This window comes from Pedobacter sp. KBW06 (assembly GCF_003852525.1).
Taxonomy (GTDB): domain Bacteria; phylum Bacteroidota; class Bacteroidia; order Sphingobacteriales; family Sphingobacteriaceae; genus Pedobacter.
In genome coordinates, this window is record NZ_QAJL01000003.1 from 1,696,428 (window position 1) to 1,712,688 (window position 16,261).

At 44.5% G+C, this 16,261-nt stretch carries 11 protein-coding genes; 7 read left to right on the forward strand and 4 right to left on the reverse strand.

What is annotated here, in order from left to right; genetic code table 11:
- Nucleotides 1–2 precede the first annotated feature (2 nt).
- From DBR43_RS21810 to DBR43_RS21840, 7 genes are all read left to right on the forward strand, one after another.
- The gene (locus DBR43_RS21810) at nt 3–2,936 is read left to right on the forward strand and encodes a hypothetical protein (RefSeq protein WP_124584657.1); all 2,934 of its coding nucleotides are present in this window, start codon (nt 3–5) and stop codon (nt 2,934–2,936) included.
- A 93-nt stretch (nt 2,937–3,029) separates the two neighbouring features.
- Nucleotides 3,030–3,911: a hypothetical protein gene (locus tag DBR43_RS21815; protein ID WP_124584659.1), complete on the forward strand. Its 882-nt coding sequence runs from the start codon at nt 3,030–3,032 to the stop codon at nt 3,909–3,911.
- 218 nt (nt 3,912–4,129) lie between these two features.
- Nucleotides 4,130–6,973 (forward strand): TonB-dependent receptor domain-containing protein, encoded by a 2,844-nt coding sequence (locus DBR43_RS21820; protein ID WP_199757102.1) that lies wholly within the window; start codon nt 4,130–4,132, stop codon nt 6,971–6,973.
- Between the two features lie 36 nt (nt 6,974–7,009).
- Entirely contained in the window at nt 7,010–8,245 is a 1,236-nt protein-coding gene (locus DBR43_RS21825; RefSeq protein ID WP_124584661.1) for a hypothetical protein, read from the forward strand.
- 391 nt (nt 8,246–8,636) lie between these two features.
- The gene (locus tag DBR43_RS21830; protein WP_124584663.1) at nt 8,637–9,539 is read left to right on the forward strand and encodes a prohibitin family protein; all 903 of its coding nucleotides are present in this window, start codon (nt 8,637–8,639) and stop codon (nt 9,537–9,539) included.
- A 17-nt stretch (nt 9,540–9,556) separates the two neighbouring features.
- Nucleotides 9,557–10,933: an aspartate kinase gene (locus DBR43_RS21835; RefSeq protein ID WP_124584664.1), complete on the forward strand. Its 1,377-nt coding sequence runs from the start codon at nt 9,557–9,559 to the stop codon at nt 10,931–10,933.
- Nucleotides 10,933–11,433: a GNAT family N-acetyltransferase gene (locus tag DBR43_RS21840; protein WP_124584667.1), complete on the forward strand. Its 501-nt coding sequence runs from the start codon at nt 10,933–10,935 to the stop codon at nt 11,431–11,433. The genes DBR43_RS21835 and DBR43_RS21840 overlap by 1 nt, the downstream gene beginning before the upstream one ends.
- Here the strand turns inward: DBR43_RS21840 and DBR43_RS21845 are convergent.
- From DBR43_RS21845 to DBR43_RS21860, 4 genes are all read right to left on the reverse strand, one after another.
- Nucleotides 11,430–12,329 (reverse strand): AraC family transcriptional regulator, encoded by a 900-nt coding sequence (locus DBR43_RS21845; protein ID WP_124584669.1) that lies wholly within the window; start codon nt 12,327–12,329, stop codon nt 11,430–11,432. The two genes, DBR43_RS21840 and DBR43_RS21845, sit on opposite strands and share 4 nt — an antisense overlap.
- A 108-nt stretch (nt 12,330–12,437) precedes the next feature.
- Nucleotides 12,438–13,682 (reverse strand): NAD(P)/FAD-dependent oxidoreductase, encoded by a 1,245-nt coding sequence (locus DBR43_RS21850; protein WP_124584670.1) that lies wholly within the window; start codon nt 13,680–13,682, stop codon nt 12,438–12,440.
- A gap of 34 nt (nt 13,683–13,716) precedes the next feature.
- Nucleotides 13,717–14,718, reverse strand: coding sequence for a 4-hydroxyproline epimerase (locus DBR43_RS21855; RefSeq protein ID WP_124584672.1), 1,002 nt, complete (start codon nt 14,716–14,718; stop codon nt 13,717–13,719).
- Nucleotides 14,718–16,256, reverse strand: coding sequence for an aldehyde dehydrogenase (NADP(+)) (locus DBR43_RS21860; RefSeq protein WP_233603145.1), 1,539 nt, complete (start codon nt 16,254–16,256; stop codon nt 14,718–14,720). The genes DBR43_RS21855 and DBR43_RS21860 overlap by 1 nt, the downstream gene beginning before the upstream one ends.
- Nucleotides 16,257–16,261 lie beyond the last annotated feature (5 nt).

Genomic DNA, 16,261 nt, shown 5'->3' on the forward strand with positions numbered 1-16,261 from the left:
ATATGCGTATAATTAAAGAAGTAAAGATAAACGTTAGTCCTACCAAAGGAGTAGTGAACCGTGCAACGAATCAACTCACACTTTACGCTGCCGGCGATTTTAATGTGGAGGTAACGACTACCGGAGAAGAAGAGCCGGGTCCTATAGTGATTACCGCCAACCGGATCAAGGGTAAGAAAAAAAAACCTGGAACACCTGAAAAACCTCCGGTTGAACCGGTTCCTGAAATGGATTGGATCTGGAGCAGTCTTGGTGGTAAATCAAGCTTTCAAAGTATCGATAGGAACGCCAAATTATTTGGCCCTAAATTACAGATCAATTTCCCTAAGGTCATGGAAGGCGGGGGGCTGGTCTGGCTAGAGCCTTTTGTTCCTGGAACCGAACCTACAAATAAAGCACCCAACGGCTATTTTATCTCCGCCAAAGGGGAGCCTAAAATCCTTTCCGCAGTATGGCGGGAATACAGCAAGAATAACGATGGCAGGATCATCAATGGTTCCTTAAAAAAAATCAACCAGAGTGTACAGCTCCATGTTTATACACAGGCCATGTACGGTCATGACCTGCAGATCACCCTGATGGACCATGATACTTTCGATCCCAACGATATGTTGATCATTGACCAGAAATCCCAGTATGGTGCACCGGTCGCATTTTTCACTACTGAAGTCAGGGTTCATCAAATGTTGCCTGATGAAGAGAAATCCAAATTAAGGGTTGCCTCTACCCTTGCCCAGAGAGATGCTTCAAAGCCCAAGGTACTGACCGATACGAGTAAATACCATGTCCAGAAAACGGTAATAGATGTCTACCTTGAAGAAGGATGGCTGATTAATGGTGGAAGTCGTTTGCAAATTTATCCTAAAGTGAGAGGAATAGGCCGGGCCAAAGAAGAGGAATTTACAGACGCCTTTATCAATGTTCAGGGAGTGGCGAAAGAAGAATCTGCCTTAACCTTTTCCGGCAATAACCCCGTTGTGGTAGACTATATCCCTACGGAGATCGGCACTTACCATGCCTGTAAATATACAGGAATCACTTTATTGATCCCTGAGAAAGATGAAGTGAGTCAAAAGGACATCGTAAAAGATGTTATTCTCTACGAACAAAACGGCACTTACCGGAACATGAGAGAGTTTGAAGTGGTGGTAGGGGAAACCAAAAATGCCAAGAAAATCAGCATCAGGCTCGACAACCTGGAAACGCTGGAAAGTGATTGTTCTCAGCCTCAGGGGCAAAAACATAAAGGAAATGTCATGAGAATGGTTGGCTATCCTGAAAGTTCCATTGGTAAGAGTAAACCAGGGGCTGTTGTGGAAAAAAGCAAATGGAGTTCTACGTGGAAACATGGGTTTGAAGGCTTTGGTTTAGGGAAGACAGAAGAACATGCCTCAACAACGGGCGAGAATGCGCTGGAAATCCTGACCAGCACGGATGCTTTATTCGAATTCAATGCCAGATACATTTACAACAAGCAGCAGTTGAACCTGGCAGGTTTAGCCATACACTGGATTTTCAGGTATTTCTGGATCGGCAAAAATGTGCTCATCGAACCTTACGTGGTGCTGGCCAGAACCTGCCGGCATCAGCGGGAAATAAAAATATTCACTTATCCTGATGTTTCCTGGGAAATTGCACTGGAGTTTAAATCCAGCAGGTCTAAAAAGAAAGCAACCTATAGCCCCTTACCTGCCCCTCCTACTCCTCCAATTAAATTTAAACTCGGACTGGAATGGGAAATTACACTTGCACTGCATGCCAAATGGGATGACGGAGAGAAACTAGACCTTGCTGAAGACCTGAAAGACAACATCTTAAAAAAGATAAAGACCTTTACAGAGATTGCTGACATGGTCAAAAGCATTTTCAATGGAGAGCAAAACAGCAACACTTCAGAACATACCCAGCCGGATGCTGCAGCCAGGGAAAGGTTAAAAGAGGCCAGAAAGAAGTTTGGCACCGAGCAGGACGAAGCCGCTCAGAAAAGAGCAGATCTGCTTCGCCTGAAACAGCAGGTGGAGGATAGCAAAGACAAAGTAAAGGCAAATTCTGCCGATAAAAACAGTGACGAATACAAAGATGCGAGGTCCGAACAGAAAGACCTTTTCAATAGTGTCTCAGACCTCAAGAGGTCGGTTGTAGGTTTTGATGTAGAATGGCCGGAGATCGCCTTATCCTTCAGCTGGTGCAGGGTAAACACCAATGCAAAACAACGACAGGACCTTCGCAATCAAACCGGTATTTTACTAAGTGGCAGCGTTGAAGCCAAACCATTGATCGGACTGTCTGCTTATCTGGACTTCCTGGCATTGATCCAAAGGGCACACCCGATCGCACTGGCCGTAATCGCGGCAGTCGACCTGAGCATGAAACTCATCGGAGATGGCAGTAAAATTGTTTGTGAGCTTCGTGCAAAAGGAACCATCGGTGGAAAACTGGAAGGTTTCTTTAATACCGTAACGAAGGAAAACTCGTTTAACAAGGTAGACCAAGCCAATAACGCAAAGCCTCTGGCGACCATTAACGGCGACCTTGAGTTTACCCTTCTTGTACAGATTAAAATTGAAGTCAGAAAAGATTATGTACTCGTACAGGTTCAGGGAAGCGTGGAAGCCAGTCTGGAAGCCAAAGCAAAGTTCTCCGGAAGGGGAACTGTTGGCTATGACGACAAGGGATTTTATACCCAGTATTATGGTAACTTCGCCGGACTGGAAGTCGTAGGTAAAGCCAAGATCAGTGGACAGGTAAGTGGGAAAAAGTACAAAGACCCCGTACCTCCTCCTCCGGCAGGTGCTGCTCCTCCTTCCGCCGAAGAAGCAAAAAAGCCTACAGAAACCTCTTCTGCCGGAAAAGTTAACCTGGAAAAATCAATTAAATACCAGGCGATTGATAAGCAGGATGAAAAGGAACTGGGTAGATTATACCTGGGAATATGATCGAATCAACTCAATAACCATAAAATGAAAAAAACAATTCTGTATTTATTAATTGGCTGCTCACTGGCATCCTGTGCACAAGAAAAGAAAAAAATGAACGATAATTTAATTCCGGATTTATACAAAGAAGTAAAGTTTAAAGATCAAAAAATCAGCTACCGTGCCGGTATTCAGGTGGGTGCTTCCAATTTCGTTTTATTGATCAATGATGTTCCGGTAGCTCAGAATTTTGAAGAAGCAGGCGGTACTTTTAACACCAGTGCCCCTATTAACGACATGATCCTGAAAAGCGGAAAACAACACTTTAAACTCATCTTATACCCTGGTTTTAAAAACAGCCAGCCACTGACTGCCTTATCTGAAAATGTGCTTGCGAAAATCACCATCGAAGGTTTAAAATATGAAGGAGAAGGGGTAAAAACCGTGGTGGAGCCTTTCACTATTCTTGAAATCGGTGAAAATGGCAAGGCTTTTACTGAAAAAGGAAAACCCACTGCCATTTATGAAGGAACATTTGATGCCAAAGTTCCTTACGACCTGACTGCCTGGTCGAAAAGCAAAGACCTTAGAAAGGAAGATCCGAAAGTCCTGGAAAAAGAGGTACTCGCCTTTTATCAGCAATACATCAACATCGTAAAAAATAAAGATGCTGGCGCACTGGCCAAACTGGTTTATAAAAAAGAAAAGAATTATGCCCAGGCCTTGTTTCTGGATCGGGAAGGCACCCAAAATCAATGGGACTCCTACCTGGAACTGGTAAAAGACCCTACACTAGTGATGGAGCCTGTAGAAAAATATAAAATGAATTTTTATGCAAATGGCCGTCTTGTGACCCTTGAGCGCATAGATTATCCCAATATTGGTGAACCCGCATTGCGTTCTGAATCCAAAGAGAATGGAAGAGCAGTCGTGGGCTTTTATTTCTGCCAATTGCATAAACCGGAAGGCAGTAACACCCTCGAACTTATTCATTAATTCTATACCCGTTATCCAAAAAACCACCTCACATGTATTTGTAAGGTGGTTTTTTCGTTTAGAACCATCTATTTCAGATATCTCTTGACTTTTTTATAAGAATTCTTACCTTTGCGGCCGATTAGTCTTATTTAGACTTAAACTAAATAGCTATCCAAATCTCCGGGGCTTTCTCAGGAGGGGTACCATCGTTTCCGCGAACAATTAGAATACACAATATGAATAGATTTTTTACCATTTTAGGACTCACTATGCTCCTTTGCACTGCTGCACATGCGCAGCTGATCAAAGGCACCATATATGATAAGCATACAGGAGAGAGCATCATCGGGGCAAGCATTGCCATCAAAGAGCGCCCGGGAAAGGGAGTAATGGCCGATGAAAAAGGACAATTCAGCATCCAGCTTCAATCCGGAGAAACCATGATCGTTAAAATGGTCGGTTATAAAACCTACCAAAAGCAGTACCAGAGCAAAGATGGACAGCAACTGGCCATTTATCTTGAATCCGGGCTCGCTTTAAATGAAGTGATGGTGACCGCCAGTTTGGCAAATTCAAGAAGTAAAAAAGCAATTGGAACGAACGTAGACCATATTGATGCCGCAGCTGTTGCCGCAACAAGTAACCCATCTTCCCTTGCTGACATTGTAAATGGAAGAATCAGTGGTGCACAGGTTTTCAATACCAACGGTAAAGTAGGAATGCCCATTCGCTTTGACATCCGCTCTGCGGCAACGTTCAGCATGGAGCGTGATCCGCTGATCTTTATCGACGGTGTGCGTTACAACAACAGCAACACTGCCGACGTCAACTCTTCACAGGAGGCGATGAGTGCATTAAACGACCTGCCTTTAAATGACATTGCTTCGATCGATGTCATCAAAGGTCCTGCTGCTGCTGCCTCTTACGGTGCAGAAGCAGCAAATGGTGTAGTCATTATTCAGACCAAACGCGGATTAAGCGGACAAAAAGGAATTGCCGTAAATGTAAAATATACTGCCGGTTTCAGTGAACTGGCCAAAAAGTACGATCAGTTTGTCAACAATGCCCCCTTGAATGACTTCTTCAGAAAAGGATCAGAGCAACAATTGTACGCCAATCTAACTGCACAGCTGGATCAGAGCAACAGCATTTTCTTCTCTGCAAATACCAATAAAAATGCAGGTATTGTTCCGGGAAACCAGGACAACAGACAAACTTTCCGTACGGGTTACGACCTGGTAAAAGACCGTTTCAAATTATCTGTTACTGCGGGTTATGTGAAAGGAAAGCTCAGCATTCCTCAATCGGCCTCCGGACGTGATGATGCAATCTGGAACTTAATGAGAGACCGTACACCATGGCCTTTTATTTCGGAAGAAACCTGGAGAGCCATTCAAAAACAATACGACAATGACCGTTTTACCGGAAGTGTAAGATTGGGGTATACCCTTCCATTTGAAATCAAGATGGAAACGCTTGTAGGATTGGACTTAAACCACATTGAAGGCTTAAACTACCTTCCTTACGGTTATCTTCAAGGCACAAACAACACGGGAGCAAAACAAGTGAGTACCCGCCGTAATCAAAATATGAACTGGGACTTTAAACTGTCCAAAAACTTTGTGTTCAGTCCGAAATGGCAATTAAATTTAAGTGTACTTTCCCAGCTGACCAGTGCTACAGAACGGGTGAACGGAATCAGTGTCAAGAACTTTGCGGTACCGGGCATCAGTAACATCGCTTCAGCAGCGGAGATCCTGACCGTAACAGATACGGATTATGAGAAACGTACCCATGGTTTATATGCAGAAGCTTTCCTGAATTACGACAACAAATTGTTCATCAACGCAGGACTCAGAAGAGATGTTTCCAATATGATTGGCGCCAATGTGGCCAACATCTGGTACCCTACCGTTAGTGTTGCCTACAATGTGGCCGACATGCCTTTCCTGAAAGGTAAAGTGGAGGAATGGAAGTTCAGGGCAGCTTACGGAGAATCCGGCCGCCTGCCTTATCCTAACGACGCCCAAACGGCTTACCTCGTAGAAGGTTCTTCTTTTGGAACCCTGGTGAGACCTTTGAGAAAAGGAAATCCTGACATCAGACCGGAAAGAACGGGAGAATTGGAAATGGGAACCGACATCAGCCTGTTTGGTCAGCGCTTTGGCTTTACCTATTACGAACAACATACCCGTGACGCCATTGTATATACTACGCTATTGCCTTCTTTAGGCTGGCCTTCCAGCTTAAGCGGCGACTACCCGGAGAACATTGGAAAGATCAGGGGAAGAGGAATTGAAGTCACTTATAATGGCCGTGTATTTACCAGCAGCAATAAAAAACATAGCCTTGATATCTTCGCCATCTTCAACCATCAATCCAACGAAGTGGTGAACTCAGGCGGCAGGGATATCCTGAATACCGTGAACCTGATCCGTGAGGGATTGCCTGCTTTTGCCTTTTATTCCAACGTTTCTGAAGGCCCGCTCTTCAATGCAAAAGGGGAATATACCGGCGCTAAAGAAAGTGCTTTAAAAGAATTGGGCAAGCCCTTCCCTACTTATAACGGGTCATTCGGATTCGGTCTTCAGTTATTTGAAAACCTTCGTCTGCAATCGTTATTTACCTATTCAAAAGGCGCGAAAGTGTATAACATTTCACACCGTAACGTAGCAAGTCAGGGAACAAACTTTAAAGCCAAAGAAAGCCTGAAAGAACAACTGGCCACACAAACTCCAGGCACACCGGATTATATCGCCACTGCAACCCAATTGTCTAAATACGAAGGAACAAGGGGTGATTATATTCAGAAAGCAGATTTCCTGAGGTTGAGCAATTTAACCCTTTCTTACGACCTGGGTTCATGGGCAAAGAAACAAAGTAATGGTGTTTTGAAACGTTGTGTAGTTTCTGTGACCGGAAATAACCTTTGGCTCAGCAGCAATTATGGTGGAGCTGAACCTCAGATCGATTCTCAGGGAGGAAGTAAAAGAACCAGAGGCATTGGTTACCTGTCTTCAGACTGGACCACCGTTCCTGCTCCCCGCACTTATGCATTTAGTTTAAATATTGGATTTTAATAAAGACTGCCTTCAGTCTGTTGATATAAATAATTTATGTTAAAGAAAACAAAAAGCCTTTTGAGCACCGCAGCAATGTTTGCCCTTGCTTTCAGCCTTTCTTCCTGCGACAAGTGGGTGAACGACTCAAAATTGCCCAACAATACCGTTGATGAATCCCAACTGAGCAATATTCAGATGCTGGGACGCATTGAAAAAGGAAATTATGTATACGGACCTGTTATCGCCGGAGTATGGCGTGCAGGTGCTTCCTCTGCTTCAGACCTATTGGTAGCTTCCGGTGCTATCGTGGATGAAATTGTTCCAACGGCAGTCCCAAATTCGCCCTTCTACAAAGAACTGGATGAAGATAAACTTGCTCCGGACAACACTTCTCTTTTTAGCGTATGGTCTAATGTACAAAACTACAGGGCCCGTGCAGAAGATGCCATCAAAATTGCAGAACAGCTGAACCCTGTTGATGCAGACCAGATCAAGGTGAAACAATCCGCTACTTTTAACGCGAAACTTCATGCTGGTTATGCCTGGATGCTCATGGCTGATTATTTTAGCGTGAGTGAAACAAATCAGGCCGTTTATGCAGACCATCAGCTGGTAAAACATGCCGATGCTTATGCAAAAGCCCAACGCTACTGGGAAGAAGCCTTGCCCCTGGCCAACGACCAGGAGAAAAGATTGCTGCATTCCCTGCTGGCTAAGCTTGGCATTCATACCAGCAACTTCCCGCTTGCCGTATCGCACATCAATTCGTCTTTTAAACCAACAGAGAATTTCTCTTTCCTGAATACTATAGGTACAACAAGCAATGCCTTTTTTACGGCATTAAATGTCAATGTAAGGGATGCCGCAGTTGATCCTACCTTAGTAGCTCAGCTGAAAACAGTGGCAGAACAAACCCGGATTCCTGTAGTCAAAGCCGCAAAAGGGCATTGGTCATTAACTTATTATAAAGAAAGAGATCCTTTGATGGTCACTGATGAGGAAGAAATGCAGCTGATCAGGGCAGAGCTTGTGATCCGCGGCCTGATTCCGGGTGATGCCACTGCACTGGTTAACAGCGTGATTCAAAAATATGATGCGAGCGGTAACTCAAACCTCAAAACCGCGTTGTCGGATCTAGGCACGCTTACTGCCATCCGTCGTATTTTCCTATCCTGGAGAGGGACGCGCTTGATTGACCTGAGAAGGTTCAATGTCGATGGTGACCTGAACCCGGGTTTTACGAAGAGGAAATGGCACTGGATCAGTGTTCCTGAAATTGAAACCCGTTAAAATCTTATATCTATCAAAACACCCGGTATGAATCTAATTTCATACCGGGTGTTTTGTTTCGGAGCAAATGCAACCCTGATTTCAGCTCCCCCCGTTCGGAATCAGGAAACGAACAATTACAGGTTCAAAATGAAAAACACCACCCCATTTTGAAAGACTACAGCTAATCCCCCTTCCTTCTTAAAAAAAAAAATACATTTCAGATGCCCTGAGGGGCATTTATTGATTATACCCAGTTTAAGGCATCCCCTTTGCCGCTTTCCGCGTATAAAAATCAAAAAGATGGAAAACTACAAACTCCTCCAACATCCGGCGCATCATTCTGTGCCCCGATTACCATTCAAAAAAGTAACTGTAAACCTGGATTTTAACCTTAATTAACCCTCAGACGATGTTTCTTATTATTTTAGGATTGCTGATCACCACCATCAGCTTCATTATTGCCAGAACTGATCAGCAGATTGCAAAATTCAGCAAACTTATCCGTATTGCAGGTATCGTTCTCACCTTACTGGGCGCCGCACTTTCTATGTTCAAGGTAGTCGACGCAGGACAGGTAGGCGTAAAAACCTTATACGGAAAAGTAGATAATGATGTACTTTACAGTGGACTTAACATTATTAACCCTCTGGTTGAGGTCACTACTTTTGACGTTAAAACACAAAACTATACCATGTCTGCCATTCACGATGAAGGCAGTAAATCAGGTGATGATGCCATCCGGATTTTAACCTCCGATGGACTGGAAGTCACGATCGACCTTTCCGTTTTATTCAGTGTTCAGCCAAAGGATGCACCAAAAATTTTGAAAGAAATCGGTGGGGATTACCTGGATAAAGTGGTCCGTCCGATCGCAAGAACGGCCATCCGCGACAATGCCGTGTCCTATGAAGCAGTTGCCCTGTACTCCACCAAACGCCAGGAATTTCAGAACAAGATCTTTTCTACCATCAATCATAGTTTTGCCAAAAGAGGGCTTAAACTGGAGCAGCTGCTGATCAGAAATGTCACTTTACCTGAATCTGTCCGCAAAACGATTGAATCAAAGATCAATGCTGAGCAGGACGCACAGAAAATGCAGTTCGTATTACAGAAAGAAAAACAGGAAGCAGAGCGGAAACGGGTGGAAGCACAGGGTATCGCCGATTATCAGCATATTTTGTCTACCGGTCTGAGCGATAAACAACTCCAGTACGAATCTATAAAGGCACAAAAAGAGATCGCCTTATCTCCAAATACCAAGATCATCATTATGGGGAACGGAAAAAATCCTGTAATTTTAGGCTCAAACTAAGTCGTTATAAACCTTACATGTTAACAGTAGAAAAAATAGGCGGCACTTCGATGAGTGCCTTACAGGAAGTCATAAAAAATATCATATTATTTGAGCGTAGCGGTCAACAATTATATAACAGGATATTCGTAGTCTCTGCATTTTCAGGGGTAACGGATCTGCTGCTGGAGAACAAGAAAACCGGGGCTCCGGGTGTTTACCACCGTATTGCAAAACAGCAGGATTTTCATCGTCCCTTAAAGGAACTGATTGTTAAATTAAAAACGATCAATAAAAAATATGTGGACCTGGGTCTGGACCTTGCCGTTGCTGACCGTTTTATTGAGAACCACGTTAAAGAAGCGCAGACCTACCTGGAAAACCTGGCCAATATTCTGGCTTCGGGTTATGTGAGCAGAGAGGGCATCCTTCAGGCAGCACGTGAAATTCTTGCATCCATCGGAGAAAGCCATTCGGCATTCAACTTCACCAATATCCTGCAGAATATGGGCATCAATACCCGCCTGGTTGACCTGAGTGGATTTGGTGATCACCGTCCGTTTACGATTGACCAGCGTATCAAACATGCCTTCAAAAATATTGATTTTGAACAGACCATTTGCATTACAACCGGTTATGCGAAGGGTACGGAAGGGATCATGAGGGAGTTTGACCGTGGTTATTCTGAAGTGACTTTCAGTAAGATTGCGGAGTTCCTGAAACCTCAGGAAGCAATCATTCATAAAGAATATCACCTTTCCACGGCCGATCCGGCATTGGTAGGCATAGACAATTGTATTCCTGTAGGCTATACCAATTACGACATTGCTGATCAACTGGCGGATGTGGGTATGGAGGCCATCCACCCTAAAGCTTCAAAACCGCTTGAAGTAAGTGGCATTCACCTGAGGATTAAAAACACCTTTGAGCCTTCACATCCGGGAACATTGATTACCCGTGAATTTATATGTGAACACAAACGTGTGGAAGTTATCACAGGAACGGATAAACTGATGATGATCGATGTGTATGACCCTTCCATGGTAGGAAATGTAGGAAGTGACCTTCAGATCATGCAGACCTTTTTCGATTATAATGTAAGTTATACCTTTAAAGCAACAAGTGCCAACAGCATCTCTATCGTTATCTGGGCACGTGATTTTAATAAAAAACTCATCAGTAAACTGGAAGAGGATTTTGAGAAAGTGACCGTAGAAAGTGTGGCGATGGTTTGTTTGCTGGGTACGAACATGGATCAGCCGGGTTTATTGGCAAAAAGCGCCTACGCCCTTACGGAAGATGGAATCAACATCAAAAGTGCGGGTTTTGCGCTAAGAAAAGTAAACATCCAGTTCTTAATTGCACCGGAGCACTTCAAAAGAGCCATTATCGCATTAAATAAAGCTATGGGCTAATGACAAACAGAATTTACCTCAAAAAATTCTCTGCATATACTGATTTTTCAGACTATTACCTGCTCGTTTCCAATGAGCAGGTAATGGCTATGGTTACTGAAAGGGGGCTTCCCATGGAAGAAGCCACAGCAGAATTTGAAAACGTCCTCAAAAGGAATGAGAAATATCCTGATTTTGGTCGTTTCAAAATATTCGACTCCGCTACCGATCAATTTATAGGCTTAGGAAAAATGGACCTGAGTGATACCGTGACCGGTGAAGCAGAACTCGGCTATTTACTATTGCCCGAATATTGGGGTAAAGGTTATGGAACTGAAATCGCACAGCATTTAATGGCACTTGCAGAATCCAGTCCCTTTCTCCATAAGATTACCGCCATCATTGATCCTGCAAATGCCGCTTCAAGAAAAATTCTGATCAATCAGGGTTTTGTATCTGAGCAGATTGCCGAAATAGACGGACTTCCGGGAGAAATATTGGGGAAAAAGATCAAAGGCTAAAGTGCCAGATTAGCCCGGCTCAGGCCATGATAAGCATCAATATAAGCACGGGGCGATTGCCCGGTCACGCTCTTAAACACGCGGTTAAAATTGGTAATGCTGTTAAATCCGGCCTTGTAGGCAACTCCGGAAATGCCATCGGTTTTTGTTCCTGCAAGTAAACTTTTGCAGGCATCATTTACCCTCACTTCATTCAAAAAGGAAACAAAGGTATGTCCGGTATGCTGTTTAAAATAGCGGCAAAATGCCGGTGGAGTCATATAAGCGGTATTTGCAATGTCGTCCAGCGTGATCTGCCGGTTATAATTGCGCATGATAAAATTGATGATATTACTCAGCCTGATCCCTTCATCTTCAGAAATATCTGAAGAATAAACCTCGGAACAAAGAACTTCCACCTCCTCATTTATCCCCTGAAGTGTATTCAGCAACTGAACAAGGTTAAACAGAACATGGGTCCCCGATGACTGATGAACTTCAAGAATCTGGTTAGAAATCTCCTGAGCCCATTGCTGCGGGATTTTAAAACCATGTTTATTGTTCTTGAAAAAGGAATTCAGCAGCTTCATCTCCGGTAAGTCAAATAAGGCTTTCAGGATCCCCGAAGGGTTAAAATAAAGAGAACAGGCAGAGATATTTTTATTTTCATCACCAGCAAAGTACTCAGGATTCGACTTAAAAAGATGTGGCAGATTCGCTCCTATCAGAAAAACATCCCCTGAGGAAAAGGAATGCATGTTATTCCCCGCAATTAAAGTCCCCTCTCCTTTCTGAACCCAGGTAATCTGCCATTCGTCATGACGGTGAAGATACTGGTAAAAGTAAGGCTGGGAAATGTACTCCGATATGACACTTTTATCGTCTGGTACAAACAACGTAAATGGAAATACTTTCATATCTGGTCGGTTTACTGAATGTTAATATACGGATATTAACATTCAGTAAAGACGTAAAACCATTATCATGTTAAAATACGGTTACACCTAGTTAATATTTGCCAAGCGTTAAAACCTTGAAAGAGAAAAAGCACTGATTTCTATTTCCGTTTTTTGGCCTGAAATGAGTTGGCTTACCAGGGCACCCGTTGCAGGGCCCAAACTTAATCCCATCATGCCATGTCCCGTAGCGACAACTAAATTTTTCAATTTCTCACTATGTCCGATATAAGGTAAACCATCAGGCGAAGAGGGTCTGAATCCAAACCAGACCTTTTCGGCAGCAGGAAGCTGCGGATGCAGGTTACTGAAATACTTCGGTACTGCCTCCACAATGCCTTTTACCCTTTGCATATTGACGCGATTGTTAATTTTATCCAGCTCCATTGTACCGCTATACCTGATCGATCCATTCATCGGCGTGATCGCCACCCTTGCTTCACAAAGCAAGGCCGGAATTGTCATGCGTTGTTCAGGTTCCTTTTCCATAAAAGAATAACCTTTGCCCGGCATCAGTGGCACACGGATGTCCATCATTTTTGCAAGGGCCGGCGACCATGAGCCGGAAGCCAGGACATAATGATCTGCCTCCCAGGTTTTATCTCCGGTAAACACTTTTGTTATTTTTGTTCCGTTTTGTTCGATTCTGCTCACTTCCGAACGCCGCACAATATTGACCCCATTGTGCTCCAGGTAATGAACCAAGGCCTCCATTAACTTTGGCGGATACAAATGTCCGTCGCAGCGATAATGCACTGCGCCAAGCACATCCAACCGGAGTTCAGGCTGGAGCAGCTGACATTCCGCAGCATTTAACACCCCCATATCCAGACCTAATTCTTTTGCTTTTCCGGCAAGATGGGCTTCCTCTTCTGCTACCTGCTCCGTTTTATAGAAAGCAAGTATCCCTTTGCTTTTCAATTCAAAATCAAAACCGGGTTCCCTGGCAAGGGTTTCAAAAAGTTGCTTACTGAGTAATGATAAATCTCTTAAAGGCACTGCTGAACGGGATACATGTCCGGAATTTGCAGATTTCAGGAACTTCAGTCCCCAACTGATCAGGCTCAGGTCTGCTGATGGCCGTACATAAAACGGGCTCTTGCTGTTGAACATCCAGCGGATTCCCTGCTGAACCATTCCCGGCGAAGCAAGGGGTACAAAATGACTCGGCACAATCATCCCTGCGTTTCCAAAAGAACAGCTATCAGTGACCTCTCCTTTATCTAAAACCGTGACCTGATGACCTTGCTTGTGGAGGTAATAGGCAGAACTTAATCCGACAATCCCAGCCCCTATAATTAAAACATGCGACATTTATTTTTTTCCTTTTTCTTGAAACAACAGACTATTAAATCACTTGAAATCCATGAGCGTAGGGATCATCATCATCAATCTTGATGGTATTGTATCCATAAACCTTCGCCCAGCCTTCCACACTTGGAATAATTGCATCAAAGTCTGCCAACTTCAGCACCTCCTCTACCTTACCGGTAAATTTGCTTCCTATAAAGCTTTCGTGAATAAAGGGCTGTCCCGGTAATAACTTACCTTTTGCGTGCCATTGTGCCATACGTGCAGAAGTTCCCGTTCCGCAAGGAGAGCGGTCTATCGCTTTATCTCCATAAAAAACGGCGTTGCGTGCGGTTGATGTAGGGTCTAAAGGATCTCCGGCCCATAGGATATGGCTGCAACCGTTGATCGTTTCATCCAGAGGGTGGACAAACGTATGTTGTTCATTGATGCGTTTACGGATCACCTGACTCCAGCTTATCAATTGCGAGGCGGTATAGTCCTGTACTCCCGAAAAGTTAGGCTGAGGGTCTACAATTGCATAGAAATTACCCCCATAGGCCACATCAAAACTAAGCTTTCCAAGTTCCGGACAGTCTACCTCAAGATTTGATGCAGCGAGATAGGCAGGAACATTTCGCAGTTTTACGGCGGTCACTTTTTTTCCTTCCTGCTTATATTCAATCAGGACCAGGCCTGCCGGAGCTTCCATTCTCACGATTCCCGGGATACGGGGGCTGATCAAGCCTTCTTCTATGGCGATGGTAATTGTTCCGATCGTTCCATGCCCGCACATCGGCAAACAACCACTTGTTTCTATGAACAGCACAGCCACATCATTTGCAGGGTCATGTGGCGGATAAAGAATACTCCCCGACATCATATCATGGCCCCTTGGTTCGAACATTAAGCCCGTACGGATCCAGTCGTATTCCCGTAAAAAATGTTGTCTTTTTTCACTCATATTGGCTCCTCTAAGCTGGGGGCCGCCCCCGGCTACTAATCTTACCGGATTTCCACAGGTATGTGCATCTACACAAAAGAAGGTTTTACTAGACATTATGTGTTGGTTCTGTTTTGGTTGATCAATCTATAAATCCCCAGAGGGTTGCCATCTTTTAGTGCGTCCGGCAAGAGTTCCAGTGCCCAGTCCTGCCAGGCAAGAGGCCTTACAAAACGATAAATTGCAGTCGTACCCACTGAGCTAAACCTACTGTCGTTCGTAGCTGGGTAAGGTCCGCCATGCTGCATGGCGCTGCAAACCTCCACTCCTGTAGGCACCCCATTCCTGATCATCCGCCCTGTTTTATCCTGGATTTTACTGATTAGTTCCGGGTATTGGCTCAGCTCATTTTCCGCAGCAAAAAGCGTTACCGTGAGTTGTCCCTCCAAAGCATCCAGCACTTCTTCCATTTGCCGGATGTCTTCCGCAATGACCAGCAAGGAATATGGACCAAAGATTTCTTCCTGAAGATGCGCTGACTGGAGAAAACCTGTAGCGCTAACCTGAGCTATTTTAGCGATAGACTGATTTTGTAAATCAGTATTCTTCAATCCTGACTCCGCCAATAAGCTAACTTCAGCCGCGTTCAATACCTGCTGCGTACGTTGCTCATAGTTGCTGAAGATTCCTTCAGTCAGCATTGTTGCTGAAGGTGTTCTGGAGATGATCCGGTTCAATTCCTGTTTAAACTGGTCCAGTTCCTCAGACTGCACAGCGATTAACAGACCGGGATTGGTACAAAACTGTCCTGCGCCCAGGGTGATCGATGCAGCACATTTTGCAGCAAGCTCAGTTGCTTTTTCTGCAATTGCCTCCGGCAATAAAACCACCGGATTGATGCTACCCATTTCTGCAAATACCGGAATGGGTTGCTTACGTTGTTGCGCCAGTCTGACCAGCGCCATCCCTCCTTTAAGAGATCCCGTGAAGGTCACTGCCTTAGTTTTTGGATGGGTCACCAGATAGGTTCCGATTTCATAGCCATCGTCATACAGTAAAGAGAAGATTCCATCAGGAAGCCCGGATTTACGAACCGCATTTACTATTGCCGAACCCACCAACCTGCTTGTTCCCAAATGCGCCGGATGTGCCTTTACAATTACCGGACAGCCTGAAGCAAGCGCAGAAGCGGTATCTCCTCCTGCAACAGAAAATGCGAGGGGAAAATTACTCGCTCCAAAAACTACTACCGGCCCCAGTGGAACCAGCATCCGTCGGATATCCGGTCGCGCAAGCGGTTGTCTTTCAGGCATTGCAGTATCTATGATCGCCTCCACCCATGATCCCTCTTCCACCAGCTGAGCGAACAACTTTAACTGTCCTGTTGTACGGCCAAGCTCTCCCTGCAATCTTCCTATCGGCAAACCACTTTCTTCAGCTGCCCTATTGATCAGGATATCGCCCAATGCAGCAATCTCATCCGCAATGCACCTTAAAAAAGCTGCTTTGACATCCTTGTTAATGTTTTTATAACTTTGAAAGGCCTGTTCAGCAGCCGTAAGTGCTTCATCGGCCTCGCTTAGTCCGGATTTTAAAAACTCACCTTCCAGGGCTTTGCCCGTAGCCGGATTTAAGGCATAAAAAGTCCCATTCATATGTT